23 protein-coding genes are annotated in these 24,051 nt (G+C 52.3%); 14 read left to right on the forward strand and 9 right to left on the reverse strand.

The window, feature by feature from the left end:
* Position 1: 1 nt before the first annotated feature.
* Positions 2-520, forward strand: a complete 519-nt coding sequence (locus JNUCC32_RS00875) for a DinB family protein (RefSeq protein WP_192570802.1) — start codon at positions 2-4, stop codon at positions 518-520.
* A 74-nt stretch (positions 521-594) separates the two neighbouring features.
* On the opposite strand, the gene JNUCC32_RS00880 is transcribed toward JNUCC32_RS00875, so the two are convergent.
* On the reverse strand, positions 595-1,623 hold the full coding sequence (locus JNUCC32_RS00880; RefSeq protein WP_192570803.1) for a LacI family DNA-binding transcriptional regulator: 1,029 nt from the start codon (positions 1,621-1,623) through the stop codon (positions 595-597).
* 328 nt (positions 1,624-1,951) lie between these two features.
* On the opposite strand from JNUCC32_RS00880, the gene JNUCC32_RS00885 reads away from it, so the two are divergent.
* From JNUCC32_RS00885 to JNUCC32_RS00895, 3 genes are all read left to right on the forward strand, one after another.
* Positions 1,952-3,001 carry a 2,3-butanediol dehydrogenase gene (locus JNUCC32_RS00885; protein ID WP_036659887.1) on the forward strand — a complete coding sequence of 350 codons (1,050 nt, stop codon included), beginning with the start codon at positions 1,952-1,954 and terminating at the stop codon, positions 2,999-3,001.
* A gap of 191 nt (positions 3,002-3,192) precedes the next feature.
* The gene (locus JNUCC32_RS00890) at positions 3,193-3,951 is read left to right on the forward strand and encodes an ABC transporter ATP-binding protein (protein WP_096776368.1); all 759 of its coding nucleotides are present in this window, start codon (positions 3,193-3,195) and stop codon (positions 3,949-3,951) included.
* On the forward strand, positions 3,948-6,437 hold the full coding sequence (locus tag JNUCC32_RS00895; protein ID WP_192570804.1) for an FtsX-like permease family protein: 2,490 nt from the start codon (positions 3,948-3,950) through the stop codon (positions 6,435-6,437). The genes JNUCC32_RS00890 and JNUCC32_RS00895 overlap by 4 nt, the downstream gene beginning before the upstream one ends.
* A gap of 143 nt (positions 6,438-6,580) precedes the next feature.
* On the opposite strand, the gene JNUCC32_RS00900 is transcribed toward JNUCC32_RS00895, so the two are convergent.
* Both JNUCC32_RS00900 and JNUCC32_RS00905 read right to left on the reverse strand, forming a co-directional pair.
* The gene (locus tag JNUCC32_RS00900) at positions 6,581-7,585 is read right to left on the reverse strand and encodes a FecCD family ABC transporter permease (RefSeq protein WP_192570805.1); all 1,005 of its coding nucleotides are present in this window, start codon (positions 7,583-7,585) and stop codon (positions 6,581-6,583) included.
* Positions 7,586-7,587: 2 nt separating this feature from the next.
* Complete coding sequence (locus tag JNUCC32_RS00905; RefSeq protein WP_015737052.1) at positions 7,588-8,628, reverse strand: FecCD family ABC transporter permease; 1,041 nt, start codon at positions 8,626-8,628, stop codon at positions 7,588-7,590.
* Positions 8,629-8,779: 151 nt separating this feature from the next.
* Between JNUCC32_RS00905 and JNUCC32_RS00910 the strand changes: the two genes are divergently transcribed.
* From JNUCC32_RS00910 to JNUCC32_RS00920, 3 genes are all read left to right on the forward strand, one after another.
* Positions 8,780-9,796: an iron-hydroxamate ABC transporter substrate-binding protein gene (locus JNUCC32_RS00910; protein WP_096776364.1), complete on the forward strand. Its 1,017-nt coding sequence runs from the start codon at positions 8,780-8,782 to the stop codon at positions 9,794-9,796.
* 147 nt (positions 9,797-9,943) lie between these two features.
* Positions 9,944-10,648 (forward strand): RNA polymerase sigma factor, encoded by a 705-nt coding sequence (locus JNUCC32_RS00915; protein WP_192570806.1) that lies wholly within the window; start codon positions 9,944-9,946, stop codon positions 10,646-10,648.
* Between the two features lie 87 nt (positions 10,649-10,735).
* A complete protein-coding gene (locus JNUCC32_RS00920) occupies positions 10,736-11,110 on the forward strand; it encodes a VOC family protein (RefSeq protein WP_192570807.1) in 375 nt (124 codons plus the stop codon).
* A gap of 150 nt (positions 11,111-11,260) precedes the next feature.
* Here the strand turns inward: JNUCC32_RS00920 and JNUCC32_RS00925 are convergent, their stop codons facing one another.
* On the reverse strand, positions 11,261-11,404 hold the full coding sequence (locus JNUCC32_RS00925; RefSeq protein ID WP_009595787.1) for a hypothetical protein: 144 nt from the start codon (positions 11,402-11,404) through the stop codon (positions 11,261-11,263).
* A gap of 251 nt (positions 11,405-11,655) precedes the next feature.
* Between JNUCC32_RS00925 and JNUCC32_RS00930 the strand changes: the two genes are divergently transcribed.
* Entirely contained in the window at positions 11,656-12,408 is a 753-nt protein-coding gene (locus JNUCC32_RS00930) for an exodeoxyribonuclease III (RefSeq protein ID WP_192570808.1), read from the forward strand.
* A 114-nt stretch (positions 12,409-12,522) separates the two neighbouring features.
* On the opposite strand, the gene JNUCC32_RS00935 is transcribed toward JNUCC32_RS00930, so the two are convergent.
* Entirely contained in the window at positions 12,523-13,422 is a 900-nt protein-coding gene (locus tag JNUCC32_RS00935; protein ID WP_145036905.1) for a LysR family transcriptional regulator, read from the reverse strand.
* A gap of 145 nt (positions 13,423-13,567) precedes the next feature.
* On the opposite strand from JNUCC32_RS00935, the gene JNUCC32_RS00940 reads away from it, so the two are divergent.
* Both JNUCC32_RS00940 and fabV read left to right on the forward strand, forming a co-directional pair.
* Positions 13,568-14,317 (forward strand): SDR family NAD(P)-dependent oxidoreductase, encoded by a 750-nt coding sequence (locus JNUCC32_RS00940; RefSeq protein ID WP_015737046.1) that lies wholly within the window; start codon positions 13,568-13,570, stop codon positions 14,315-14,317.
* A 222-nt stretch (positions 14,318-14,539) separates the two neighbouring features.
* On the forward strand, positions 14,540-15,730 hold the full coding sequence (gene fabV / locus JNUCC32_RS00945) for an enoyl-ACP reductase FabV (protein WP_192570809.1): 1,191 nt from the start codon (positions 14,540-14,542) through the stop codon (positions 15,728-15,730).
* A 115-nt stretch (positions 15,731-15,845) separates the two neighbouring features.
* On the opposite strand, the gene JNUCC32_RS00950 is transcribed toward fabV, so the two are convergent.
* Positions 15,846-16,538 carry a GyrI-like domain-containing protein gene (locus JNUCC32_RS00950; protein ID WP_192570810.1) on the reverse strand — a complete coding sequence of 231 codons (693 nt, stop codon included), beginning with the start codon at positions 16,536-16,538 and terminating at the stop codon, positions 15,846-15,848.
* 95 nt (positions 16,539-16,633) lie between these two features.
* On the opposite strand from JNUCC32_RS00950, the gene JNUCC32_RS00955 reads away from it, so the two are divergent.
* On the forward strand, positions 16,634-17,128 hold the full coding sequence (locus JNUCC32_RS00955; RefSeq protein WP_096776358.1) for a GyrI-like domain-containing protein: 495 nt from the start codon (positions 16,634-16,636) through the stop codon (positions 17,126-17,128).
* Between the two features lie 367 nt (positions 17,129-17,495).
* Here the strand turns inward: JNUCC32_RS00955 and JNUCC32_RS00960 are convergent, their stop codons facing one another.
* Both JNUCC32_RS00960 and JNUCC32_RS00965 read right to left on the reverse strand, forming a co-directional pair.
* Positions 17,496-18,353, reverse strand: coding sequence for an AraC family transcriptional regulator (locus JNUCC32_RS00960; protein ID WP_192570811.1), 858 nt, complete (start codon positions 18,351-18,353; stop codon positions 17,496-17,498).
* 148 nt (positions 18,354-18,501) lie between these two features.
* Entirely contained in the window at positions 18,502-19,614 is a 1,113-nt protein-coding gene (locus JNUCC32_RS00965; RefSeq protein ID WP_192570812.1) for a DUF3626 domain-containing protein, read from the reverse strand.
* 212 nt (positions 19,615-19,826) lie between these two features.
* On the opposite strand from JNUCC32_RS00965, the gene JNUCC32_RS00970 reads away from it, so the two are divergent.
* Positions 19,827-20,588, forward strand: a complete 762-nt coding sequence (locus tag JNUCC32_RS00970; protein ID WP_192570813.1) for an SDR family NAD(P)-dependent oxidoreductase — start codon at positions 19,827-19,829, stop codon at positions 20,586-20,588.
* Positions 20,589-20,841: 253 nt separating this feature from the next.
* Here the strand turns inward: JNUCC32_RS00970 and JNUCC32_RS00975 are convergent, their stop codons facing one another.
* Positions 20,842-21,354, reverse strand: coding sequence for a hypothetical protein (locus JNUCC32_RS00975; protein ID WP_228468854.1), 513 nt, complete (start codon positions 21,352-21,354; stop codon positions 20,842-20,844).
* 456 nt (positions 21,355-21,810) lie between these two features.
* On the opposite strand from JNUCC32_RS00975, the gene JNUCC32_RS00980 reads away from it, so the two are divergent.
* Positions 21,811-22,872 carry a suppressor of fused domain protein gene (locus tag JNUCC32_RS00980; RefSeq protein WP_192570814.1) on the forward strand — a complete coding sequence of 354 codons (1,062 nt, stop codon included), beginning with the start codon at positions 21,811-21,813 and terminating at the stop codon, positions 22,870-22,872.
* 147 nt (positions 22,873-23,019) lie between these two features.
* A complete protein-coding gene (locus JNUCC32_RS00985) occupies positions 23,020-24,003 on the forward strand; it encodes a diaminopimelate dehydrogenase (protein WP_015737036.1) in 984 nt (327 codons plus the stop codon).
* Positions 24,004-24,051: the final 48 nt, after the last annotated feature.

Here is a 24,051-nt window from a genome sequence, read left to right on the forward strand (position 1 = left end):
TTTGAAAACATGGATCTTACAGCAGTACGATTACCACGTATGGGCAAACCGGAAGGTTTGCGAATATTTGCAGGGGCTTTCGGAAGAGGTATACCGCAAGGAGATTGTCAGCGTTTTTCCATCCATTTATGACACGATGGTGCACATCTATGTCATTGATTCCGGCTGGCTATCGTTCTTTAACGCGGGCGGAGTCACGGAGATGTCGCCTGCGTACTTGGAGAGTCTGAAGGATTCGATTGCTCGGCTGGTTGCGGAAACGGAAGGCAAGCGAATCGAAGAATTGGGCCGGTTAATGGACGATCTGGCGGCGCGCTTCCGGTTGTTTACCGAACAGCACGAGAATCTGGACACCATCTATCCGTCCGGAGATTTTAGAGCCAGCTGCCTGGATTATATCCAGCATATGGTCAATCACGGGACCTATCATCGGGGGAACGTAACCGCCATGCTCCGGCAAATCGGACATCCCGGCACGCCTACCGACTATGGCTATTATTTGTATACGTTAAGCCATTAAGCGTTCATGATTCATAATGGGAAAGAGCCCGGAACATCGCGTTCCGGGCTCTTCTTTATGGGTCCGAATCACGCTTAGTCGATTGTTGCGGTTCGGATCACGGACACGCTCGATTCCCTGACAATAAGCCTCGGCTCGAATTGCACGCGCTCGTATTGCCCGGTCTTTTGCTCGCGAAGCCGCTTCAGCAGCAATTCCGTCGCAAGCCGGGCCACTTCATCGCCCATGATGGACACCGAACTGATCTGCGGCGTCGTGACGGTGGTCCATGCATTGTTATCGATGCCGACGACCGCCACATCGTCGGGAACCCGAACCTTCAGCTCCTTAAAACGGTTGACGATGCCGATGGCAACCATATCGTTAACCGCGTAGATGGCGTCCGGCATATGCCTCAGGCCATAGAAATAGTCCGCCGCGCGAACCCCTGTCTCAAACGAGAAGTCCTCCCCGAAATAGACAAGGGACGGATCGACTTTCTGCAGCGACTGTTCATAAGCCCAATAACGCTCTTCGATTTTATCCTTGGGCGCACCGGCATAGGCGATTCGGCTTCGCCCGATTTTCAGCAGATGCTCCATGACAAGCCTGCCCTCCTGGCGTGCGAGGCCGACGATATCGGCTCTATACTCTTCACCCAGTCGTTTTCCGTAATTAATGATGGAGACGGGGAGGCTCGATTTGTTAATGAGGTCGCCAAGCGTTTTGGGATAGGCCAGCGGCATGATAATCAGGCCGTCCACGTGCAGTTTTTTGATATCCCTCACGATTTCCAGCTCGTTCCGTGCGTTCCCGGCCGTATTGATCTGAACGACCCGATAGCCGTGCTGTTTGGCGGTCTGTTCGACCGACCAGGCGATTTCCGGGATGATCGCATTCCGGATGTCGGGCACGGCGAGAGCGATTTGATTCGTCTGGCGGACCTTCAGGCTTTGAGCGGAGGTATCCGGACTGAAGCCGATTTCCTCGATCACCTGCATGATCCGCGCTTTCGTTTTCGGACTGATGCCCTTGCTGTCGTTGATGGCTCGGGACACGGTTGCGATACCGACGCCCGCTTGTTTGGCGACATCTTCGATCGTTACTTTTTTGGGGTTCACCATATTCGATAAATTCCTCTCTATATCGGAAACGTTTCCTGTGTATGTGCGAATACAAGATGGGATTGGAGCCATTAACTATATTATAACATTAAGCTCGTCTCTCCATCACGGGATTCGCAGGGGAACAACTGGAACAAGCAAGCGATGCTGCATCAATCGCTGCATTTCCATGGCAAAGGCAGGGGAACGGCAGTCTGTAGTTGTCCATGACATTTCATACATTTTCGTGGAACGGGTTTGACAGATTGTCAAAACTGTGACATATTTGATTTCGGAAACGTTTCCTATTTCATTTTTATTTTTTCGAACCTATAAGGAGATGAAGACGATGCAAGCATTGCGCTGGCATGGAGTAAAGGACCTGCGTTTGGAGACGATCGCGGAGCCGCAAGCTACGAACGGAAAAGTGAAAATCAAGGTCGAGTGGTGCGGGATTTGTGGCAGTGATCTGCACGAATACGTGGCCGGGCCTATATTTATACCTGAGAATACGCCTCACGCCCTTACCGGAGAACAGGCTCCGGTGGTTATGGGACATGAGTTTTCCGGCCAGGTTGTAGAGGTTGGCGAAGGCGTTACGAAATTCAAGGCTGGCGACCGCGTGGTTGTAGAGCCTGTCTTTGCATGCGGATCATGCGAAGCTTGCAGACAAGGGAAATACAATCTGTGCGACAAAATGGGCTTTCTCGGGCTCGCCGGCGGCGGTGGCGGTTTCTCCGAATATGTCGCTGCGGATGAGCACATGGTTCATAAAATCCCGGACAGCGTTTCTTATGAACAGGGAGCTCTGGTGGAACCTTCGGCAGTCGCGCTGTACGCCGTGCGCCAAAGCCAGCTGAAGGCTGGGGATCGGGCGGTCGTATTCGGTGCCGGGCCGATCGGCCTGCTTGTCATCGAAGCATTGAAGGCGGCGGGAGCATCCGAGATTTACGCCGTGGAGCTGTCCCCGGAACGCAAACAGAAAGCCGAGGAATTGGGGGCAATCGTCATTGATCCGAAGGCCTGCGATGTGGTAGAAGAGCTTCATCGCCGTACCGGTGCCGGAGTCGATGTGGCATTCGAGGTGACCGGAGTTCCGCCGGTTCTCACCCAAGCGATCAACTCGACGAAGATCGGCGGACAGATTATGATTGTCAGCATCTTCGAAACCTCCGCTCCGATCGTGCCGAATGACATCGTGATGAAGGAACGTAACATTACCGGAATCATCGGCTATCGCGACGTATTCCCGGCTGTTATCAGCCTGATGGAAAAAGGCTTCTTCCCGGCGGATAAGCTGGTCACCCAGCGGATCAAACTGGATGAGGTTATCGACCGGGGCTTTGAAGCCCTGCTTAAAGAGAAGAACCAAGTGAAGATCCTGGTGAGCGCTCACTAATATCGAAGCTGCATGGCTTATGAAAGACCGCGTAACGCGGTCTTTTTTTCTTTGGATGTTTATGCCAATAAGATATCAAACTAGTCAATTGCATTCCATGGATTCCATGAGATTACATATATAACCAAATCTGATATACTCATAGAGTATTTTATCCAGGTATAGACAAATAAATCGAGTGGAGGGATTGGATGAATCAGAAGAGTTTGTTATCGGTTCGCAATATCCACAAAACCTATGATGGAGACGGATTTAAAGTTCAAGCGCTAAAGAATGTTTCGTTTGGGCTGGCGGAGGGCGAATTGGTGGCGATTATGGGAACCAGCGGCTCCGGAAAAAGCACCCTGCTTAACATTATCAGCTCCTTGGACACCCCTAGCTCAGGCAGCATCGAGTTAAAGGGAGAGGTCATGGACCATATCTTCGTGGAACCTCATGCAACCCGCTACCGACGAGAAAATATCGGTTTTGTATTTCAATCTTTTCATTTATTGAATGATTTAAGCGTAGAAGAGAACATGGCGATTCCCTTGATCTTGCAAGGGGCATCGGAGGCGGAGATTCAGCACAAAGTCCAGGACATGCTCACTCTGCTTGGACTTGCGAGCTGGAGGAAGAAACGGCCTGTTCAGCTGTCAGGGGGACAGCAGCAGCGGGTAGCCATCGGGCGGGCGCTGATTACGAATCCGCCGCTGCTGCTGGCAGACGAGCCGACCGGCAATCTGGATTACAATACCTCAAAGGAAATTCTTGAAGCTTTGGTGGAGATGAGAAGCGCCTTCAATCAAAGCATGATTATAGTAACGCATGATCCGAATGTAGCGGTTTATGCCGATCGGGTGTTATTTTTCCATGACGGTCAAATCGTGGATCAGTATGAGAGCAGCGGAGAGCGAAAGATGGATCCGATATTGAACATATTCAAGAAGATGATGGAGTTATCCGCATGATTCATTCCCTACGAGGCATAGCTTTTCGTATACTGGCCCGTAACAAGTCGATTCTGTCCTTTTCCGTGATTAGCATAAGTTTGGCCGTGTTTCTGATGATCACGATGTCTTCATTCATGGCGAATGCCAACCGTTCCATAGACCACGAAGTGAAGTTGCAGTATGGCGATGTCGATATGCTGGTGGGATACACTAACGAAGTGGACCATGAGACATCAGATCAACGCATTATGGATTTGATGCAGTCCACAGGCGTGGTACGACAGGTCTCTCCGGTCATGCTGTCCCGGATGTTCGTTAATAATCTTGCCGCACCTGTAGCTGTTGCCGGTATTGAGGATGACGCATTGTCGAAGAGCCGATATCATATCCAAGTTCATCCGGGACGCGGGGAGTTGATTCTAAACCAGTCGCTGGCTGAAGAGCTGCAGCTCCAGACGGGCAGTCGGATGAAGGTCGAAGGGAAGGCATACATCGTCAAGGAGATCATTGGCGATCCGGTTGCCGCTGCAGGTACCACATCGGATCTGCTGCTTATGAACCGGGAGGAAGTCAGGCAGATTAAGGCTGCAGGAGCCCAGCATGATGCGGTGTCAAGTTATGTGATGGTGCAGGCGGCGGATGATACCGACCTGCTGGTTCTGAGTGAGCAATTACAAGAGCTGGAGCCCGGGCTAACGATCGAGATTGCCGCGCAGAATTCAACATTGAAGGCGGGCTTGTCTATCTTGGGCAATTACATCCTGGTCATCTCGGTCCTGATTGTTATGGTCATCTCCCTGTTGATCGTGACCAATTTCGAAGGCATGCTGCATAAATACCGCTTCCAATTCGCCGTTCTCAGGTCTATGGGCGCGCAAACCGAACAGTTGTTTAAGATGGTGTTCATCCAATGCACGGTTACGAATGGGCTCGGTGTTCTGAGCGGCTTGCTGGTATCCCTACTAGGTTACACTTACATTATCCCATGGATATCCGGACTGTTTCTGGTTCCGCTGACGGATAGCCGTTTTGATGTTGGAGTTGCGACGATGGTAGCGGTGGCAAGCTTTATCATCCTGGAGTTATTTATGTTGATTCCTGCTTACAGAAGCACCAAGATACTGCCGCTTAAGATGCTGGAGATGAACCAGAATACCGATTTTAAAGGGCGGAAGGGACGAAAAATATTAGGGAAAGTGCTGATGGCTGCCTGCCTGTTTTTCATCCTCTTTGGGATCGCATTCTCGGGCACGCCGTCAGCTAACGCGGAGTTAAGCTTTTTAATGGGATTTCTATTGTTCGTATGGTCCGTGTTTACGATGGTTCCCGTATACCTTCCCGGTGTGTTGGCTAAGGTGTCGCCTGTGTTAAAGCTGCTAGGGGGGCGAGTTTCTTATGTTGCTGTCAAAAATCTTGTGCCGCAGGTCAAGAAAAACACCTTCGTTATTCTGACGATCAGCCTTGCCATGATGATTGCCGTCATCGGCTCGTCTCTTCTGAACACGATACAGCATAACGAACGGAATTATATCAAGACGCAGTATGCCACGGATATTCAGGTAGTCGACCGGCTGGAGAACTCGTCATCGATTGACCCTGAGCAATTAAAGCAGCGGATTTCTGAATTGGAGGGGATACAGGAAGTCAGCACCGTCAGCAGATTAAGCCCTGCCAAACAGGGACAAGACGGTAGGGTTATCGACTATGCGTTGGCTGATTTGGACTCGTTGGCGGCTCAGCGGCTGCTGCCGAAAATTTCGGATGTAGGGAATGCCGTTATCGTATCCAACCGTTACGCTGACGAACATGCGTTAAGCATCGGCGACTCGATTGCTTTGTCGGTATACCAAGAAGAAGATCCAGAGAACTTCAAGAATGCGGGAACATTGACGGTAGCGGCCATTACGGAGCCATTCCAACAGGCGGATATGTATATCGATTGGTCGAATGCAGCTTTCCATACGAAGTTTACGGTTTTTGGTACAGCTTATATAACACCAGTGAACGAGATTGCGGCATTAAATCAGCTGGAAGGCATCAAGGGGCAGTTCCCAACGGTGGATATCAGCAGTTATGCCCAAGCTCTGGAGAATTCAAGCAATATGTACACGCGGGTATGGTCTTTTTTCCTAAGTGCTATCATTGTGATTATGCTAAGCGTGACCATCGGCGTATTTAATTCCCTGATTAACAACATCTATAGTAAGCGTAAAGAATTTGCGGTATTACGGGCCATTTCCGTGGACAAAAAGGGGCTTGTTCAGATCATTCTAACGCAGGTGCTGCTGTACCTATGTATCGGCATGATTGTGGGGATTTCGCTCGGGATCGTTCTGCTGTATGCATTTAGGCTGATTGACCCGGCACCTGTCCATATTCATGCAACATTCGTAACTGCGATCATGGGAATCATGCTGACTCTGACGTTAGCCGTATTCATTCCATATGCCAGGAGCCTTGCGAACAAAAAGGTTGCGTCCGAGCTGAATCATAGCCACGTATAGCGGTTGTACCAGCAATTGGCTGGGAGTAGGTCACACAGGCAATTTAATATTCAAGCTCAGACGCATGATACAAAACAACGGCGATTTCCTCCTGCATAGACCGGGAGGCGATCGCCGTCTTTTTTTGTTAAACCCATTCCACCTTAATCCTTGATCAACAAATAAATAAAGTAGGGTGCTCCGAGACAGGAAACGACCAAGCCGACCGGGATTTCGGAAGGGGCCATCAGGTTCTTGCCGATCATATCGGCCACAAGCAGCACCAGCGAGCCGAGAAGCGCGGAGACAGGCAGCATTCCTTGATGACGGGGACCCACCAGCTTGCGTGCCAAATGCGGAGCTACGAGTCCGAGGAACGCGATGCCGCCGCCAACGGCGACGCAGGCGCCCGCCAGGGCAACGGAGATGAACAGCAGCGTTCTTCGCTCGCGCTCGACCGTAACCCCAAGCCCCGCTGCCGTATGGTCTCCCAGGTTAAGCACATTCAAATTTTGCGATTTAAATACCGCCCAAGGAACCAAGAACAGGATCCACGGAAGGATCGCAACGACATACTCCCAGCTTGCCCCCCAGATGCTGCCGGACAGCCAGATGGTGGCCTGCATGAAATTGTTAGGGTCCATCATCAGCTGGAATACGATAATCAGCGCCCCGAAGGCCGCGTTGATGCCGATCCCCACAAGCACCAGCCGGATCGGCGTGACGCCTTGCTTCCAGGCCAGCGAATAGATGAGGAAGGCGGCAAGAAATGCACCGACTAGCGCAGCAAAAGGCATGATATAAACGGACCATATGCCGGAACTGAACGAGCTTCCTTGAAAATAAAAAATATACAGCACGACGGCCAATCCTGCCCCGGAGTTGATGCCCAGAATGCCCGGGTCTGCCAGCGCGTTTCGCGAAACGCTTTGCAGTATGGCGCCGGAGACGGCGATTCCCGCGCCGATCAGGATGGCAATGACCATGCGGGGCAGGCGAAAGTGCATCAGGACGGTATAATTCTGTTCGGAACCTGTCCCGTTGAACGCTTTGACCACTTCGGCCAGCGGGATTTTCATCGTTCCCATATTCAGGCTGACCAGGAATACGGCAATGATAGCCAGCAGCAGGATCATGGATACGGAGATGATTTTTCTCGTTGTATTCATCGTTACAGCCCTCTCCCTTCGCGCCGTGCAAGATAGAGGAAGAAGGGAACGCCGATCATCGCCGTAATTGCGCCGACCGGCGTCTCGAACGGAGGATTGATCATCCGCGCACCCACATCGGCAAACACCAGCAGAAGTGCTCCCATGACGGCGGAGCAAGGGATGATCAGCCGATAGTCGGGTCCGACGATGAAGCGGACGATATGCGGGATGACGAGCCCCACGAATCCGATCGTTCCGCCTACAGCCACCGCTGCGCCTGTCAGCAGCAGCACAACGAGCGTGCCCAGGAACTTGACGGTTCCCGTTTTTTGGCCAAGCCCGGTAGCGACTTCCTCGCCCAGGCTCATGACGGTAATGGATCGGCTGAGCGCCAGCGCAATCAGCAGCCCGACGATGGCGACGGGGATCAGAAGTTTCACGTTCACCCATTGCACGCCCGACACGCCACCGGCATACCAGAAGCTGATATCCTTGGCAACGTTAAAGCGGATGGCAATGGCCGAGGATATCGAGCTCAGCAGCGCGGTAACGGCTGACCCGGCCAAGGCCAGCTTGACAGGCGTCAATCCCCGTTTGGATAACGAGCCGATCAGCAGCACAAGCCCGGCCCCCAGGCCGGCGCCTGCAAAAGATAACAGCATGAGCGCAGTAATGGATGGCGACTCCATAAAGGCAAACCCGATCGACATCATGAAGGAGGCACCGGCGGTGACGCCCATAATGGAAGGGGAGGCGAGCGCATTCCTTGTCATGCCCTGCATGATGGCTCCCGATACGGCCAAGGAACCGCCGATCAGCGCAGCTGCCAAGGCCCTTGGCATTCGCAGTCTCTGGATAATCTGATGCGGGGTGGAATCGGCATCGAAGCGGACAAACGCCTCCCATATGGTGGACAGTTTAATGTTCGACGCGCCATAGATAATCGAAGATGCCATTGCGGCAGCCAGCAGACCAAGCCCCAGGAGAATGACGGCCGCCGCTGTTTTGGGACGGTAAATGGATTTTGCGGTTGTTTTGTGATTGGGATGATTTGCCTGCATGTTCACCTAAACCTTTATGTTGATAAAAATATTGAAATAACGTATTGTAAATGAGAATGAATTTCATTATCATGGTTAGTGTTATTATATCACTTCATGCGTAGAATGCTAGTGATTGCGCCAAAAAAATATACATAGGGGGAAAGAAAAGATGAGTCTTTTCAAGAAAAAAATATGGATTATCGCAGGACTGCTGGCGGCTTTAACGCTGCTTGCAGCTTGCGGTAACAGCAAGGACGCAGCCGGTAACGAGCCGACGGGGACGCCAACGCCAAGCGAGCAGAACGGGGGCACCGAAGCCAAGCCGGAGGAAGGAAGCACGGAAGCGAAGACGGAACGAACGTTGACGGACGCCATGGGCCATGAAGTGAAAATTCCGGCTGAGCCGAAACGGGTGATCGCTTCTTACTTGGAGGATAACCTGGTGGCATTGGGCATTACCCCGATCGCGCAGTGGTCGGTCAAGGGCGGAAGCGTCCAGGATTACCTGCAGGATGCGTTAAAAGACGTGCCGACCATTGAGCATGATCTTCCTTTTGAAGCGGTAGCAAGCTTTCAGCCGGACCTGTTGATCATGGACTCCGCTTCTATGGTAGAAGGCAATAAATACAGCCAGTACAGCAAGATTGCTCCTACCTACGTCATCGGCAACGAAGTCAATAACGATTGGCGCGAAGAGCTGAAGAAAGTGGGCGAAATCTTTGGCATGGAGGAGGAAGCTCAAGCGGCGCTTGATCGTTACGAGCAGAAGGCCAAGGATGCCAGGGATCAAATCCAACAGGCGATCGGCGGTGAATCCGCTGCGGCTATATGGCTTGTCGGCGGCAAATTGTTCGTTGTCAGCGAGACGCTGTCCAGCGGCGCCGTTATGTACGGCGATTTGGGACTTACCGTACCGGGCGTGGTGAAGGAAATCTCGGCATCGGCTACCGGCAACTGGTCCTCCATTTCCCTGGAGAAATTGGCCGAGCTCGACGCGGATCATCTGTTCTTTATTAACAGCGACGGCGAAGGCGCCGAAGTGCTTCAGGATCCGCTCTGGGCGAATATTCCGGCCGTCAAGAACGGCAACATCTATGAATATGGAAAAGATACAAGCTGGCTCTATACCGGCACGATTGCCAACAGCCAGATCATTGATGACGTGCTGGAAAGTTTGGTGAAATAAACGCTGTCAGAGTGAACAAAGCAGCCGCCGTCCGATATTGTCGGGAGGCGGCTTTTTGGTATGGATATGGATATGGGCTAAGATAACATGCAAACCTTGAGCAGGAAAACACGGGCACTCACAGAACTAGTTAGCGAGGTGGGAATCATGATGCCGAAGTATATGCCGGACTTATCCAACATCCAGACCAAGCTGCACCGATACTGCATGCGAATCTCGGGGGATCCATGGGAAGCGGAGGATCTGCTGCAGGATGTCATGATGAAGGTGATGCGGGCCGTTGAAACCGACCCTGGAAAACATCTGTCCAATGCCTATTTGTTTCGCATCGCAAGCAACGCGTGGAAGGACCGACTGAGGAAGGATAAGCCCGGGATGAGGGTTTCCGAGAATGTGTTAGGAGATAGGGCGGCCGTAGATGACGGCTTATCCACCAGGGAGCTTTTGGAGGCCTTAGCGGACCGGTTATCGCCACGTGCGATGGTGATTTTGCTGCTTATGGACGTATTGGATTTCACGGCCAGGGAGACGGCCGAATTTCTCTCCATGTCCGAAGGGACGGTTCAGGTGTCGCTCGGACGTGCGCGAGCCAGGCTGAAGAAGCTGCATCGCATGCAGCAAACAGGCGATGAACCTAAGCCGCAGGAGAGAGACCCAGCGGGTACATCCGCAGCACTGGATATGGATGCGCTTGTGATAGCTTTTCGAAGAAGAGATCCCCAAGCGATTTGTACTTCGTACCTTCAACTGACCAAGCTGCGCATCAGAATAAGCAAATTGAGCCGGGTTGGCGGAGTCCTTGCATTTTATATGGAAGATCCGGATGGAAACGTGTGGAAATTTACGGAATAAAATTTGGACCCTGTTTGGTTTTAGCCCGAAATATCGTTTCTTATGTGTTGGAAGCTATTTAAGCAAATCAAAGAGGAGGAAGGTTGGTTGAAAAAATCCCTATTGTACGGCGTTGGCATTTTCGTACCGGTGAGTGATCTAAAGCGTTCGACGGCCTGGTATACGGAAATGCTCGGATTTGAAGTGATTCACACGGATGAACCGAATGCGGTTGTCATGCGAATGAACGATGAGAAGGTATCCTTTTGCCTCGTGCGTTCCTATCAGGTGAAGCAGCCGGAATTTCCCAAGAACGATTATGGTGTGGGGCAATATTTCAACCTGCATACCACGAATGTGAGTGAAATCCATCAACGACTGGTTGCCAAGGGAGCCGACGTGACTGAAATTGAGGATTTTGGCGGGTTCAAAGGATTTTCCCTGACAGATCCGGACGGCAACCGCTTCGGGGTGACAGAGTAGCGACGGCGAGGAGCAGAATGGTTATAATCGACGAGCATTTTGTTCGTCCAGATGATCGTTAGGAAAAACACCCATCTCATTGCCTTGGCATGGATGGGTGTTTTTGCTGCGGTGATTATCGAATGGGCATCGACAGCCGCATCAATTCCATTATTCCTGATCCCGACAATGCTCTTCGGCCGCGGAGGTGAACTCCTCTTCGTTCTCGGAAGCCAGCTTGTCCCCGTATTGATCCAAACGTTCAGGGCTGCTGGAAGGGCCGTCGTTCTTAGGCTTGCTGTTTCTGCCAGTCATTTGCTGCACTCCTCCTTTCGTGGGATTCTCATCGATTGGGTGCGAAATGACCGCACTCCGTTTACGTTTATGTTGTTCCTGATTTGGGGCGGGATTATGCACGCAAGGCCTCATCTTATCGTTTCATGAAGTTATGATGAAAGGGGGCGAAGCTTCTTGTTCGTTACACCCGTGACATGATACCATTATAGAATTTAGAAGATTCATAGATTCAACGCGCAAAACGATATGGATACCACGGAGGTTACGATATGAAGCTAGTATCATGGAACGTCAACGGATTGCGGGCCTGCGTTACGAAAGGCTTTATGGATTATTTTAATGAGGCGGATGCCGATATATTTTGCGTGCAGGAAACGAAACTGCAAGCGGGACAGATCGAGCTCGATCTGGGTCCGGAATATCAGCAGTATTGGAACTATGCGGAGAAGAAAGGATACTCGGGAACGGCGGTATTTACAAGAATCGCCCCATTGTCCGTTCGCTATGGCCTGGAGGAAGACAGCGAGCCCGAGGGCAGAGTGATCACGCTGGAGTTTGAGGACTTCTATCTCGTGAACGTATACACGCCGAACGCGAAGCGCGACCTGAGCCGGCTGGATTATCGGCTGGAGTGGGAGGAACGGTTCCGCACTTACCTGCTTCAGCTCGACGAACGCAAACCCGTGATCGTATGCGGGGACTTGAATGTGGCGCACCAGGAAATCGACCTGAAAAATGCCAAATCCAATCATGGGAATTCCGGCTTCACGCAGGAGGAGCGGGGCAAAATGACCGATCTGCTGGCTGCGGGCTTTATCGATTCCTTCCGCCACTTCTACCCCGACCGTACGGACGTATACAGCTGGTGGTCCTATATGGCCAAGGTGAGGGAGCGGAATATCGGCTGGCGCATCGATTATTTCCTGACGTCTGCCCGTTTAGCCGAGAAGCTGAAGGATGCCGAGATCGACTGCCATGTGCTCGGAAGCGATCATTGCCCGGTGAGTTTGACGCTTGAGTAATTCATTAACATAATTACGGAGCTTGTTAAAAAAGCCAACCGGCGAACGGGGAGACTGGTATAATGCCACGACCCTATTTGCCGGTTGGCTTTTCATTCGGCGAACCTAAGCCCCTTATCCAATCTGATGCTTCAGCTTGTCCAGAAAGATCGACGCCGGCTTCGACAGGTGGTGGGTTCCGGGCTGTACCCACCCGAAGGAGGAAGCGGCGAGGCCGGGAGGCATCTCCAGCTCCAGCGTCACGATGTTTCCCGAAGGAACGGAGGCGAAGCTGGTGAAGGACAAGTCGACCCCTACCGTAACCGCCACATTCTCTTCGACGAGCTTCTGTATGACCCTCGTCTGGTTGGTGGAGAATAACACATCCATGTCCCCGTACTGCTCCTGGAATACATCCATCAGCTTGAACAGATTGTCATCCTTATACAGTACCAAGGGATACTCGCGGAGCTCTTCGGGCGTGATCGATTGCCGCATGGCGAGAGGGGATTGGCGACTGACCCCCACCACGAATTTGCTCTCGAGGAGCTTCCCGAAATGCAGGCCGCGATGCTGATGAATGATGGATTCATCAACGAAGATCAGACCGATATCCGCGTGATTCTGCTTAATATCCTCAATAATATCGAGCGTCGCTTTCTCCGTGATGTCGAGTTTGATTTGCGGAAAGTCTTTTTTGAACCGGATAATGGCATCGATGGACAGCGTTAAAGGCACCGGTACGGTAGCAATCCGCAATGACCCGCCAAGCAAATTAGAATAGCCTTCGGCCTCTGCCCTCAGCTCCTGAAATTGCTCCAAAATGGCATAAGCCTTCTGCAGGATCCGCTGACCTTCGGCCGTAGGTACGGCACCAAGCCGGGAACGGGTGAACAAAGAAAAACCGAACTCGGCTTCCAGGCTGGACACGGCTTGGCTCACCGCGGAAAGGGTGACGTTGCAATTCTGGGCTGCCTTGGTTAACGATCCTGTCTTGGCCGTCTCCACGATATATTCCAATTGTTCAAGATTCATATGGCTTTCATCCTTAAATAAAAGTTAAGTAACATTAATTATGTTTAAATTTACTTAAATATAACCCGGGATTACAATGAACACAAGGACATGGACACACAATGTTCAAATCATAACGCTATTTTACCCTAGGAGGTCATTGATAATGTCAGAACAACGTGTAGCGGTAATTACCGGCGGAGCGAGCGGAATCGGTCGCCAGGTCTCCCTTAAATTCGCAAGAAAAGGCGATCGCGTCGTCGTTGCCGATTTTAATGAAACTGCCGGGCAAGAGACCGTCGATATGATCAAAGCAGAAGGCGGCGAAGCTTCATTCGTTCAAGTCGACGTTTCCAAGCAAGAAAGCGTCGAGGCGCTTGTGGATAAAGCGGTTGAGCTCTACGGCCGCATCGACGTCATGCACAACAATGCCGGCATTGGCGGCGCCGGGCCGGTCCTTGAACAAAATATGGATCTTTACCATCGCACGATTAACGTGAATCAGCACGGGGTTGCCTACGGTATCATCGCGGCAGGCAGAAAAATGAAAGAACTGGGCATTAAAGGCGTTATCATCAACACGGCTTCCGTATTCGGCTTCTTGGCTTCGCCGGGAACATTTGCTTACCATGCGACAAAGGGTGCCGTCATCATGATGAGCAAATCCGCCGCGCTTGAACTGGCGCCATACGGCATTCGTGTCGTGGCTGTTGCTCCTGGAGCCGTCGATACACCGATCATCCAGGGCTATAAAGATTCCGGCATGCTGGATTCCATGAGAGCCAAAGTCATGGGCGGAGAATTGACGCAGCCCGAGGTGGTCGCCGATACCGTGTATCTCGTGTCGCTGGATGAAGCGGCTGCGATTACGGGCAGCGTGGTCATGGCCGACCAGGGCTATGCTTCATTCAAATAATCCGTTCGGTATTTTATGGTAGCAGATATAGCGCATTAAACATAAAGAACCTCTCTTTGGAAGGAATGCAGGCTGAAGCCTCCGTCACACCAAAGGGAGGTTTTCTTGATTTTCCCGTCAAAACATTTCCTCTCTCCGCTAAAAACAGTTAAAATAGAGGGGAACTTGGCAGACCATACATAAGGTATGAAACGACGGATACGAGAAGAGAGGTATATAAATATGATCATTAAACCTAGAACACGCGGATTTATTTGCACGACATCCCATCCTGTAGGCTGCGAAGCCCAAGTGCAGGAGCAGATCGATTATGTACTGAAGCAGCCTGGAATCGAAGGGCCGCGCAATGTGCTGGTCATCGGCGCCTCCACGGGGTATGGCTTGTCGGCCAGAATAGCTGCCGCATTCGGCGCCCGGGCGAATACCGTAGGCGTGTATCGTCCAAGCCAGGCCACCGAGAAACGGACCGCATCCGCGGGCTGGTACAATTCGGCCGCTTTCGAGAAGGCAGCGGATGCCGCCGGCTTGAAATCGTACAGCGTGACGGGAGATGCCTTCACGCAGGAGACCAAAGCCAAAACGGTTGAACTGATCCGCAAAGAGCTGGGCCAGGTCGATCTCGTGGTCTACAGCGTTGCATCGGCTCGCCGCACGCTCCCTGAAACAGGCGAGACGGTCAGCTCGGTATTGAAGCCGATCGGACCAGCGTATACCAACAAAACGGTTAACTTCCACACCGGTGAAGTGACGGAGGTTACGATTGAACCGGCAACGGAAGAGGAAGTGAGGAACACCGTTGAGGTCATGGGCGGCGACGATTGGGAATTGTGGATGAACGAGCTGGCGGAAGGCGGCGTATTGGCTCCTGACGTGACGACCATTGCGTTCTCTTATATCGGCTCCGAGATTACCAAGGCCATTTACCGGGACGGATCTATTGGACAAGCCAAGGATCACTTGGAGGCCACCGCGCTGAAACTGAGCGAGAAGCTTGCCACCGGAGGCGGACGCGCATACGTTACGGTGAGCAAAGCGTTAGTGACTCAATCCAGCTCGGCGATTCCGGTCGTGCCGCTGTACGTATCGGCGCTGTACAAAGTCATGAAGGAAAAGGGGCTGCACGAGGGCTGCATCGAGCAGATTTACCGTCTGTTCTCCGATCGTCTCTATAACGGGCAAGAAACCCCGGTGGACGAGAAGGGCCGTATCCGTATCGACGATTGGGAGCTTCGCGAGGACGTTCAGGCCGAAGTAGCCGAATTGTGGAGCAAAGTGACCAGTGAAAATATCGAAGACTTGACCGACCTTGCCGGTTACCGCCGCGAGTTCTTCCAGTTGTTCGGCTTTGAAACCGACGGCGTGGATTATGATGCGGATGTAAATCCCGTGGTCGACAATCCGAAAGCCATTTAATCGAGCAAAGGCGAGCTCCGGAAAGGATCCGGGCTCGCTTTTTTATATCGCCAAGGGGTAAACCTGAATATGCGCATCCGCAGCGTACCATTTCCCGAAAGTGAAATTCCCTGATTCAGGTTATAGGGATGTAGATCTGGGTCTTCGAGGCATGCACCGAGGTTCTCAGCTCCAAGCTGTAGTGTTCGGGGTTCGGCATAAGTCCGCGTTGTTTCAGCAGCTGAAGAACATAGGAGTAGGACTGGTCGGTATCCTCCCGCTCGGAATGGCCCTCATGGGTGTACATCGCATACTCCTGCGTCGGCAGGGTTAAACCCACCATCCGCTCCGGCATATCCCGGATCGTGCTGACCTCGAACCCTGCTACATAATGATAGATCGGCTGCCGATTCAAAACAGCAGCAATAAACAAGGGGTTCGGCGTTTTATGGCGGATATAGGGAATCTCCTCCATCCGGTTTTGAAGCTCCTGCCACAGCCTGGGCTTGAGGGCCTGAGACATGTAATAGGCCGTGAAGGGGAGCTTCATCTCCAGGCCGACGATCAGCGTCCGCGGTTTGATGATCCGCTGAATGGTCTCGTTCGTCTGCTCGGATCGTTCCCGCTTCTGCCGAGAAGTCAGGATGGAATAGCCGCCATTCTTTCCTTCATTGGCGTATAAGGGAACGCCTAGCCGAGACAGTTCATGAAGATAGCGGAGCATCGTACGATACGAGACCGAGAATTCCTCGGCTAACTCGCCGACGGTGAAGTTCTGCCGTTCATACACTCGCTGCATGACGTTAAGGATCCGTTCGGTTTTGGGCATAAATCTGCTCCTTGAGTATTTTATATACTGTGACAGTTTCTGGCATAGTTCAAGTATATAATGAAACTAAAAAGAGGATAAAGGAGTATTTACCGATGAACATTGATCAACGAAATGAAGCAGCGGTTACAAGAAAGCCGGCATTTCAGGCGGTTGGATTGAAATGGGAGGGCACATTTGCCGAGGCAGGCGCGGGCGGAATCCGGGCGGTGCAGCGGACGCTGCAAGAGCGGCTCGCGGAGATTCCTCACGCAATCCATGCGGACACCCTGCTGGGGTTATCTTACCACGCGGCTCCCGGGGGTGACGGATTCATCCATTATGCCGTCGTCGAAGTGGAGCGGATTGAGGAAGTACCGGAAGGGATGGTTACGATATCCGTTCCCGCATTAACCTATGCCGCTTGTTCCCATCGCAAAGGGCAGAGCATCGACCAATCTTACAACAATATCTATGCCTGGATTGCGGAACAAGGCTACTCGGAATACAACCCGGATCATTTAACGCATTTTGAACAATATCCGATGAGTCAAGACCCGTATACGGATGACCCTGAGTTTATGATCATGATTCCCGTTCAAACGGAATAGCCGGATCTGACAGGAACACCGCAGGCATCAAAGGACGGACTTTCTAGCCTTATATACAAACTTATGCGAAAAGCCGCAAACCGCTCTGATGAAGAGCGGTTTTTTTTATATTTCCATCTTGATGCGCATGGAGGATATCTAGTTTATCCGCCTGCCGACGCGTTAATCAGTATAGAGTAAACGATTGATCATTTTGGGCCCTATCCGGTGCTCATCGGCACGGCGGCATTGTTAACGGCGGGATGGTTGGCGCTGGGGCTGTTTCATTTCGGCAGGAAAACATGATGGGGAATCACTGCACCATAGTCGGCCGTGATTTATGACTTTTGATGCGGTGAGCCCCTAAACATGTCTTCAGCAGCAATACTTATTGCGCCTTTCGAATGACAGGAATCCATAATTCGTTCTTATACTCGTCCGGGGGAAGATAGCATTCGATTGCAGGCAGCGGCGCTAGATCGTAGGCATGGGACGGGATCCACTCGGTATAAAGACGCTTCCACATCTCCGCAATACGGCTCGGATCTCCTTCCAGCTCGAATACCGCCCATGCAGCGGCAGGGAAATGCCGCAACACCATCGGTTCCGGAGGATTATGCGTCGATACGACGGACATGATGTAGTCGAAATACTCGTTCTTTCCGTAGTCGCCGTCTGCACAAACCCCGAGAATTCCCCGGATGGGATGGTCTTGCGCACGGTAGTTCCACAGCTTGTCGAAGATGCCTTCCGCATGGGCGCCTTTCCAGAGAAAAGGAACCTCTTCATAGGCGCGCTGCGTGCTTACTTGCTTCTTGAAACCGACAACGGAAAATGCCTTCATTTCTTCGATTCTGTAATTCATTTCGGCAGCCCCTCGCATGGAGAATTGAAAGGAGATGCGGGGATAGGCCTTCAGCTTGGTACCGGCTTGGCGGGCGGCCGTCGGCGTTGTGCCGTGCATGTTCTGGAATGCACGCGCGAACGCCTCCGGGGAATCATAGCCGTATTTAAGTGCAAGGTCGATGACCTTGATGTCGCTGTTTTGCAGCTCGTAAGCGGCCAGCGTCAATCTCCGTCTCCGTATGTATTCGGAGAGCGTGACATCCGTAACGAACGGAAACATGCGTTGAAAATGGTATACAGAGCAGCAGGCGATCTTCGCCGCTTCAGCGTAATCGATCTCCTCGGTTATGTGCGCTTCTATATAGCCGATGGCTTCATTCATCCGCTGGACCCAATCCATCCGGTCATCATCCTTTCTAAGATCAATATATAAGAAGTCATAGCAGGTAGGCCTAGCCGTTTCTGCACGGATTTCGCTAGCCATGCTATGCTATGTCCCTGTATCCGCGAGCTGAGATTCCGTTGGAAACGCAAGCTGCAAATGCCGCTTAGCGGTCTGCGGCATTCGGATTCGGATGTCCATATTTTACGAGCACATGCCACAGCTGTTTGAGATGCTGAAAAGTTTCTTCATAGGTTCCCCAATCGCTCCAAGAGCTTGGATCATCCTCCAGGTGAGCAGCCGCTTTGCCGATGATGGCCGCATCCAGGACGCCTTTCGAGCCTGCGTAGCTCTGGTCGATCCGCTTGGCGAGCGGCGGCATGGCGGGTCCCCGGAAGTTATTGGGGACATCCTGCACGGCAAGAGAGAACCCCGGATGCCAGGACAGGGCAAGATGATATCGCTCACACAGCGCGTGGAGCAGGCGGCCGATCGGGGTATGCTTGTAGGACGGATCGGCAACCAGGGCCTCCGCATCGCTGGATAAGTCGATGGGACCATGGATCTGTGCTTCAATATAATCGTCCAAGGAGCGGCCGACCGGTCCGGTGGGACCGGTATGCGATGAAGGAAGATGAATCAGCCGCTCCAGCATAGCTGGAATATTTACATTCGGAGAACCCAGGGCCGAGCCGGTGGATTCCACTTGCTGCAAGAGCGCAGCGAGAATCGAATCCCACTGACGTATGGTGCCTACAAACTCGGGACCTGCGTGACTGTCACCGAATGTAAAGGTGCTGCGCTTCAATATGCCCGGGGACAGCACCAGAAAACAAGAACCGAAGCGGGGAGACCCCCCGTCAGCATAATTCATGAGATTGAGTGCGCCGTACTTCGGCCGCTCGTCATGGCGAACGCCGGGCTGCTGGTAGGCTCCGCCAAACAGGAGCCGTTCCCATTGGTCGCGGTCGCCGCCCGGGTAGGCCGTACGGCTTCCGTTGGTCACGCTCGTGATGAACTGGTTATGATATACGCCTTCCGTCAGGAGAGATTCGATAACGGAGCGGCCTGTAGGCAGTATCCGATCCGGATGGAAATTCAACGTGACCCGGGCATGCTTTTCGATGAGCTTTAACTGTCGGCGCATCGTCACGGATTCTTTTCCATGTTTTCGTAAAATATGCTCCGTCATGGCCGAGGTGCTCTTCCGTGCGTTCGCCGCTAACGATTCGACATGAAGAATCGCTTGTTGCTGCGCTTCGGTTAACCGTTCGCTCATTTTTGGATCCTCCATACCTTCATACTAAAATACAACGATACGATATTCCTCACTTCTATCCCTGATGCGTAGATTCCTCTATGGATGCGGATTTCGTGTTTCAGGAGTGTTGGACAGCCTTTGCTCTCAGAACATCCGAAATGATTGCCCGAGGCCAAGACGTCATGCTTTAATGTAACTACACAAACGAATCCAAGGTGATGGAGGTTACCATGCAGCCCAATTTCAGCATTCAGGATAAAATCGCAATCGTGACGGGTGCCAGCAAAGGCATCGGTTACGGACTAGCCCAAGCGCTCGCAGCGGCAGGAGCCAAGGTTGCCGTTATGGCACGTAGCAAAGCGTCGCTGGATCGATTGGTTGAGGAAATCTTCATGGCGGGAGGCCAGGCCAAGGCCTATGAGCTGGATGTGCGCAATGTGGAGCAGATCCGATTCGTATTTGGACAGGTAGCCAAGGACTTTGGCCGTCTGGATATCGTGGTCAATAACGCGGGTTTGGGAGAGGGCATGCTCGCGGAAGACATCACGGAAGATTACTGGGACGAGATGATGGACGTTAATTTGAAGGGCGTATTTTTCTGCTGTCAGGCTGCCGGCCGCCTCATGCTGGAGCAGGGCTATGGAAAAATCATCAACGTCAGCTCGCAGGTCAGCATCGTCGGGATTACCGAAGGCGCTGCCTATTGCGCCTCCAAGGGCGGCGTTAACCAGCTGACGAAGGTGCTGGCGCTGGAGTGGTCCAGCCGGGGCGTCAACATCAATGCGGTCGGTCCCACCTTCATCCATACGCCGGGAACGGCCGAAAGATTGGACTCCCCCGAGTTCCGGGACGGCGTATTGGCACGGATCCCGGCAGGCCGGATCGGCACCATAGGTGATGTGGCCGGCGCCGTTATCTATTTGGCATCGCCGGCATCCGACCTCGTTACGGGCACCTTGCTGCTTGTGGATGGCGGCTGGACGGCACAATAGGGATGACGGAATAAGCCTGAGTGAGCTGAATCCGGCGGCCCGACAATTCTTTGATCGTTTGCCCTACAGCCAACCAGCGCCGCTTGGCGCTGTCGATTGAAGGAGCCAAGACGATGGAGACGCGTTAGCGGCGAATCGATAAATCGGTCACGCTTCTGAACGGGGGACGTGCGCAGAAAGACGGTGAATTCCTTCCGGTCAAATCAAAGAACCCGGTTCTGCCTTGGCAATACCGGGTTCTTTTTATGGCGGGTTATTTTAACGGAACCTGCTTGGACAAGGCTTCGAATTGCTGCAGATGCGGAGCCATTTTGGTTTGAATGCTCTTGAAGTATCGGAGCGCGGCGTCGTTCTGACGCTGCTCGGCCGCCGAATTGGCCGGGAAGATCGAGTAACGATGGTTGACGGAACCATTCTTGTATTGAGCGCTGAACATCGTTCCGCTCGCCCAGTTTTTCTTCATGTTCTGATTGGTGCCCATAATCACGAGCAGTTCCTTGCCCTTCTTGTAGGTAAAGCTGTAGTCGGGATCGGCCACGGCATGAATGACATCGTATCCGCTTTGGAAGACGCCTGCCTTGAATATCCCTTTCTGGATCTGGTTCCATCGGACGGACCCGTCCGGCAATGTCACCTTATGGGTCAGGATGCCTTCGCCATCCATTTTGTCATGGTTCCAGCGGCCGCTGTACACCACCTTATGCGTTTCGCCGTCCAATTGGTATTCGTTAATGTATTTACCGCTCCCGGCACGCTTCCCGTCCATGAAATCGCCGGAATATTGTTTGCCGTTGCCCCACTTGATGGTGCCGCGTCCGTTAGGCTGGCCGTTAGCCGCTTCGCCGTAATAGGACGTCCGTTCGGAAATTTGTATCCATTCCTTGGCGGAGGCCGCGTCGGCAGATGCCGGCTGCAGGGCCAGAGAAGAGACTGTAAGCGAAGCGGTGAGCGTTAAGGTTACTGATAATGCCGTTCGTTATTTCATGAACATGTAGGCTCCTTTGTTGATATGGTACTATTATACACTTCTCTGGAAACTTCTTCATTCCCCAATATGTCCTATATAATGAAGTGAAGGAGGATGATGGGCTATCGTCCTGAAGCTGCCTTGCTTGTATTATCGATAATTGTTGAATGCGCCGCCTAATGGAAGGGTATATGATTTAACGGGGGCGGATAGGGTGAAGTTTAGGATGGAAACGATAATGGGAGGGAACAGGATATGACATATGAAGATAACGCACCCGGCTGGGACGCGATTGACGAGGCGCTGCTGAAGTTATATGGAGAGCAGGAGCCGAAGCATTACGGAGCGCTGATTCCGTATGCGCTTGGAGGACCTGATCCGCTGAATGGAATCAGCGCTTATGTCTTGGATACGCCAATGCCGCATTGGCATATGGTTACCTATGGTTTTAGCGAGCTGTATGATAGAGAATCGGATCATCTGGAGGAGAGCGGTTACGGATTCGAATTGACGTTGAGGCTGGCTAAGCCGGAGGATGAGGAAGAGCCGCCGGCATGGGCGCTAAATCTGCTTCAGAATATGGGGAGATACGTGTTTAATAGCGGGAATATTTTTCGCTCGGGCGATTATTTGGATGCCAATGGACCGATCTGCCTGGGTGCCGATACGCAGCTGACCGCACTCGCCTTTGTCGAGGATCCCGAGCTGCCGGCCATGGATACACCGAATGGGCGGGTCGAATTCCTGCAGATGATCGGCATTACCCGGGAAGAGCTTGAGGCGATGCAGACCTGGAATACGCTTGGCGTGCTGCAAGCTTGTGCAGAACATATGCCGCTTTACATAACGGATTTGAATCGGGATTCGTTTCTTAAGGTACCTTCGATCTCGGAAACCGTGGCTAGAGGAATGAAGGAGGAAGGCTCGAACACCGGATTTCTATATGTGAGCCAGCTGGCTTTTGAACCGGGAAAAAAGGGCTGGTTAAGCAAAACCCCGGCTGCGCTCCAAATCGGCGCCAAGCAGGCGGGCATCATCGGCAAGCTGCTGCAGGGGCGAATTCTGAAGGAGAAGAGCTTGAGCCTTGTAGGTCCGGAGGTTCGGGTCGTATTTGAGCCGGGGAACGAGAGCCGCTGGACCGCGGAGGATGGAGATGTTACGTTGATCCTGGACGATCGGACGGCGGGTGAATTCTCAAGCCGTTTGGTTCCGCAGGTCAGCACCTTCGAGCTTTCCGGTTTACCTGGAATCCGAATTGACATCGTGAAGACGGAAATCAAGGATCAGGAAGGAAACGTTGTTCAAGTTATCGGGTAGCAGGTGAAAATATGAATGACGCAGCTAGAAACAATTTCCTCTTCATATAAAATAGTTTACAATTAGTGTGATGTCTATATACTTATACTTTAAAGCAGTACATAAACATCATGTCAAAGCAAATGGACTGACAAAGGGAGGATAACATTGAACGCAACTATTAAAGTAGGGATCGTAGGTTATGGAAACTTGGGCAAGGGCGTGCAGAAAGCTATTGGGCAAAATCCGGATTTGGAGCTGGTAGCCATCTTCACGCGCAGAGACCCGCAGCAAATGCCGGCCAATTCCGGTGCGCGTTTCGAGCATATTTCAGTGGCAGAGCAATATATCGGGAAGATTGACGTGATGATTCTGTGCGGCGGTTCGGCTACCGATTTGCCGGAGCAAACGCCACAGCTTGCCAGCATGTTCAATACGGTAGACAGCTTTGACACGCACGCTAAAATTCCTGAGTTTTTCCAGGAGGTTAACAAAGCGGCGATGGGCGGCGGCCATATCAGCGTCATCTCGACAGGCTGGGATCCGGGCTTGTTCTCCATGAACCGTCTGCTTGCCGAAGCGATTTTGCCGGAAGGCAAAGATTATACGTTCTGGGGCAAAGGCGTAAGCCAAGGCCACTCCGATGCGATCCGTCGCGTACCCGGAGTGAAAGCAGGCGTTCAATACACGGTTCCTGTAGAAGAGGTTATTAACCAGATCCGTTCCGGCGAGACACCGGAGCTTGCCACTCGCGAGAAGCACCGGAGAGATTGTTTCGTCGTTGCGGAAGAGGGCGCGGACCAAGAGCAAATCCGTCAGACGATTGTGTCGATGCCGAACTATTTCTCCGATTACGATACAACCGTTACCTTCATTACGCAGGAAGAGCTTGAGGCTGAGCATGCCGGGATGCCTCACGGCGGATTTGTCATCCGCAGCGGGGTTACCGGAAACGGAAGCAAGCAAATTGTTGAATTTGGCCTGAAGCTGGACAGCAACCCTGAATTTACGGCAAGCGTGCTCGTGTCTTATGCAAGAGCTGCGCATCGCTTGAGCAGAGAGGGACAGCAGGGCGCCAAAACGGTGTTTGACATTCCGCTCGGGTACCTGTCGCCAAAATCGGCCGAACAGCTCCGCAGCGAGCTCCTATAAGCTGCAAAAAGCCCTGCCGCATATGCGGCAGGGCTTTTTTTGTGTGAT

This window comes from Paenibacillus sp. JNUCC32, assembly GCF_014863545.1.
In the GTDB taxonomy this organism is placed as follows: Bacteria; Bacillota; Bacilli; order Paenibacillales; family Paenibacillaceae; genus Paenibacillus_AQ; species Paenibacillus_AQ lautus_A.